This window comes from Phenylobacterium sp. (assembly GCF_030697925.1).
GTDB lineage: Bacteria > Pseudomonadota > Alphaproteobacteria > Caulobacterales > Caulobacteraceae > Phenylobacterium.
This window is the reverse complement of record NZ_JAUYOJ010000054.1, coordinates 1-3,133: the sequence shown is the minus strand read 5'-3', so window position 1 is coordinate 3,133 and position 3,133 is coordinate 1. Positions and strand designations below refer to the sequence as shown.

The following is a 3,133-nucleotide window of genomic DNA, read 5'->3' as shown; positions in this document are numbered from 1 at the left end:
GTCTCATCGACCGCCAGGGACTCTTCCGGCGCTTCGCTCCGCTCCGCCATAGGCTGCGCTACGCGCCGGAAGACCCAAACCAGCAGATTCTGTCAGGCATCAACCCGGTCTGATCTGTCAGCCATCATCCCGGTTGCACAGCGCGAAGCGGCGCAATCCGGCCTATCGACAGCTCAATGCGGCGGAGACGCCCCCCTCACCCTACCCTCTCCCCCCAAAGACGGGTGGAGAGGAGGAGGACATCCGTCGATGCAGAGTTGAGCCTCAGAGGTGTCCGCGGACGTCGGCCTCGCGCTCGTACTCGCCGTGGCGGCCGTCCATGACGAAGACCGGGGCGGCGACCCATTCCTCGGGGGCGAGATCGTCCAGGCAGGCGAGGTTGATGGCGTAGAAGGCGCCGCCGAGCTCTTCCAGCTCGCCCGTGCCGTAGGGGCGGGCGCCGCAGTGCTTGCAGAACCAGAGATGCAGGTGCTTCGGGCCCCATTGGTAGTCGGTGAGCTGGTCCTGGCCCTGGAGGACCCGGACATCCTTGGCCTGGGCGAAGGCTTTCCAGTAGCGGTTCTTGGTGCAGAACGAGCAGTCGCACTTGCTGGTCCCGGCCTGCAGGTCCAGGTCGACCTCGAAGGCCACGGCCTGGCAGTGGCAGCTGCCGTGATAGGTCTTCTTCACTGGGCGACCTCCAGATAGGCGGCCAGGCCGTCGATGCATTCGGTCCAGCCGCCCACATGGGAGTCGCGGGTGGCGAGGTCGGCGAACGGGGCCTGGTGGAAGCTGAACCTGGTGCGGCCGCCGGGTGCGGCCTCGAAGCCGACCGTGATCAGGTTGTTGAGCCCGTCCCAGGCGCCGTCGTCCCAGCGGAAGGTCATGACGATCCGCTTGGCCGGGACGATCTCCTGATAGACCCCCGACATCCAGTGGTCCTCGCCCTCCGGGTCGCGGATGCAGGCGCGGTAGGCGCCGCCGTCGCGGAAATCCATCTCGAAGGCCACGGTGGTGAAGGTCTTTGGGCCCCACCAGCGCATCAGGTGCTCGGGCCTGGTCCAGACGCGGAAGACCAGCTCGGGCGAGGCGTCGAAGGTGCGCTCGATGAGCAACTCGTGGCCTTGGACGGCCTCAATTGTCCCCGTCACGGTCGGTCTCCTTGTCTCTGAGTTCGGCGATGTAGGCCGCCATCTGGTCGAAGCCCTCCTCCCAGAACCGGCGATAGCGCAGCAGCCAGTCGCTAACCTCCTTCATCGGCCCCGCCCGCAGGCGGCAGGGCCGCCATTGGGCTTCGCGCGAACGGGTCACCAGGCCGGCATGCTCCAGCACCTTCAGGTGCCGCGAGATGGCCGGAAGGCTGATGGCGAAGGGCTCGGCCAGGTCGGAGACCGAGGTCTCCCCCTCGACCAGCCGGGCGAGGATCGCTCGCCGGGTCGGATCGGCCAGGGCCGCGAAGGTGATGCTGAGGTGGTCGGGAGCTTCCATTTAACGGACATGTTAATTAACATAATCGTTAAATGCAACGACTGAATCGACGGCTTTTCTATTTTCGTTTTTGTCGATTCAGCCGATGACCCCGACCCCGCCGGTGGCGGCGATGACCTGGCCCTGGATGAACTCCGCCTCGGGGGAGAGCAGGTATTCGACCAGAGAAGCGTAGTCCGCATCCCGGCTGGCGCGGCCGGAGGGATTGGAGCGGGCCGCGCGGTCGACCACCGACTGGGCGGCCTCCTCGCCGCCGACCATGGCGGCCACCGAGGTGGTGTGGACCAGGCCCGGCGCCACCCCGTTGACCCGCACCCCGCGCGGCGCCAGCTCGGCGACCAGGTAGCGGACGATGGCCTCGGCGAGGGCCTTGCCGACCCCGAGCGCCCCGTAGTTGGCCGAGGGGATCCGCGCGCCCATGCTGGTGATGAACACCACCGAGGAGCCGCGCCCCAGCAGGTGCTGGGCGGCGTGGACCAGGTAGAGCAGCGACAGGCCGTTGGTCTCCACCGCCTGGCGGAACCGCACGAGGTCGGCGCCCAGCAGGGTGGTCGGGTAGATCATCGCCGCGGAATGGACGATGTGGCTGAGGCCGTGGCCCAGGCCCTCGACGGCTCCGATCAGCGCCGCCGAACCTTCGATGGTCCCGACGTCGCCCCTGACGAGATCGACCGCCGCACCGGTGGCGGCGATCTCGGCGCGGGCGGCTTCGGCCGCCGCCTCGTCGCTGTGATAGGCCAACACCACCCGACCGTGGACCGGGGCCAGCCGCTTGGCGATGGCCAGGCCGATGCCCTTGGTCCCGCCCGTGACCAGGACGGTCATGGTTGGGCGGCCGAGAGGTCGGGGGTCTTATAGTCCATGCCTTCCAGCGCTGGGCTCGCATCGGCGGCGTCGAAGCCGGCCATGATCGCGGCGAACCGCATCTGCACCAGGCCGCGCATGTCGGGGTGGGTGAAGATATAGGGCTCGTTGGCCAGCACGGCCTCCAGCACCCGCTTGCCGACCCGCTCCGGATCGATGCCGCTGTCGACGGCGGAATCCGCGACGATCTCGCTCACAGTCGGCCCGCCGTACTGAGCCTGGCGGGCGCGGCCCGACTGGTTGATCTTGGTCTTCACGAAGCCCGGGCAGAGCACGGCCACATGGATGTTCTCCGGCGCCAGCTGGCGCATCCAGCCCTCCGACATGGCGACCACCGCGTACTTGGTGGCGCTATAGGGCTCCATGCCGGGCGGGGAGATGAGGCCCGCCATCGAGGCGGTGTTGATGAAGCAGCCGCCCTCCCCGTGGGCGCGGACGTGGGGCAGGAAGGCCTCCATGCCATAGACCACCCCCATCAGGTTCACCGCCACGATCCAGTCCCAGTCGACGGGCTTCACCTGACCGATCGGCCCCCCGACGCCGACGCCGGCGTTGTTGGCCACCAGATGCACCTTGCCGAAGGCCTCGATGGTCCTGGCCGCGGCGGCCTCCACGGCCTTGCGGTCGGCGACGTCGCAGATCACGCTGGCGGCGCGGATCTGGCATTCCTGCAGGTCGGCGACGGCGGCCTTCAGCGGCGCCTCCTCGATGTCGGCCAGCATGATGTTCATGCCAGCCTCCCCCAGGGCGTAGGCCATGGCCAGCCCCAGGCCGCTTGCACCGCCGGTGATGAAGGCGGTCT

The 3,133-nt window shown here is 68.3% G+C and carries 5 protein-coding genes; all 5 read right to left on the bottom strand.

The genetic code is table 11. From position 1 onward, the window contains the following. Nucleotides 1-264 precede the first annotated feature (264 nt). Nucleotides 265-669 (bottom strand): GFA family protein, encoded by a 405-nt coding sequence (locus Q8Q88_RS05395; protein ID WP_305674176.1) that lies wholly within the window; start codon nt 667-669, stop codon nt 265-267. After that, complete coding sequence (locus tag Q8Q88_RS05390) at nt 666-1,130, bottom strand: SRPBCC domain-containing protein (protein ID WP_305674175.1); 465 nt, start codon at nt 1,128-1,130, stop codon at nt 666-668. The genes Q8Q88_RS05395 and Q8Q88_RS05390 overlap by 4 nt, the downstream gene beginning before the upstream one ends. After that, on the bottom strand, nt 1,114-1,467 hold the full coding sequence (locus Q8Q88_RS05385; protein ID WP_305674174.1) for a helix-turn-helix transcriptional regulator: 354 nt from the start codon (nt 1,465-1,467) through the stop codon (nt 1,114-1,116). Before Q8Q88_RS05385 ends, Q8Q88_RS05390 begins: the two co-directional genes overlap by 17 nt. Nucleotides 1,468-1,545: 78 nt before the next feature. Continuing rightward, nucleotides 1,546-2,292, bottom strand: coding sequence for an SDR family oxidoreductase (locus Q8Q88_RS05380; protein WP_305674173.1), 747 nt, complete (start codon nt 2,290-2,292; stop codon nt 1,546-1,548). Continuing rightward, on the bottom strand, nt 2,289-3,133 hold an 845-nt coding region (locus Q8Q88_RS05375), incomplete at its 5' end, for an SDR family NAD(P)-dependent oxidoreductase (RefSeq protein WP_305674172.1). The genes Q8Q88_RS05375 and Q8Q88_RS05380, both read right to left, overlap by 4 nt.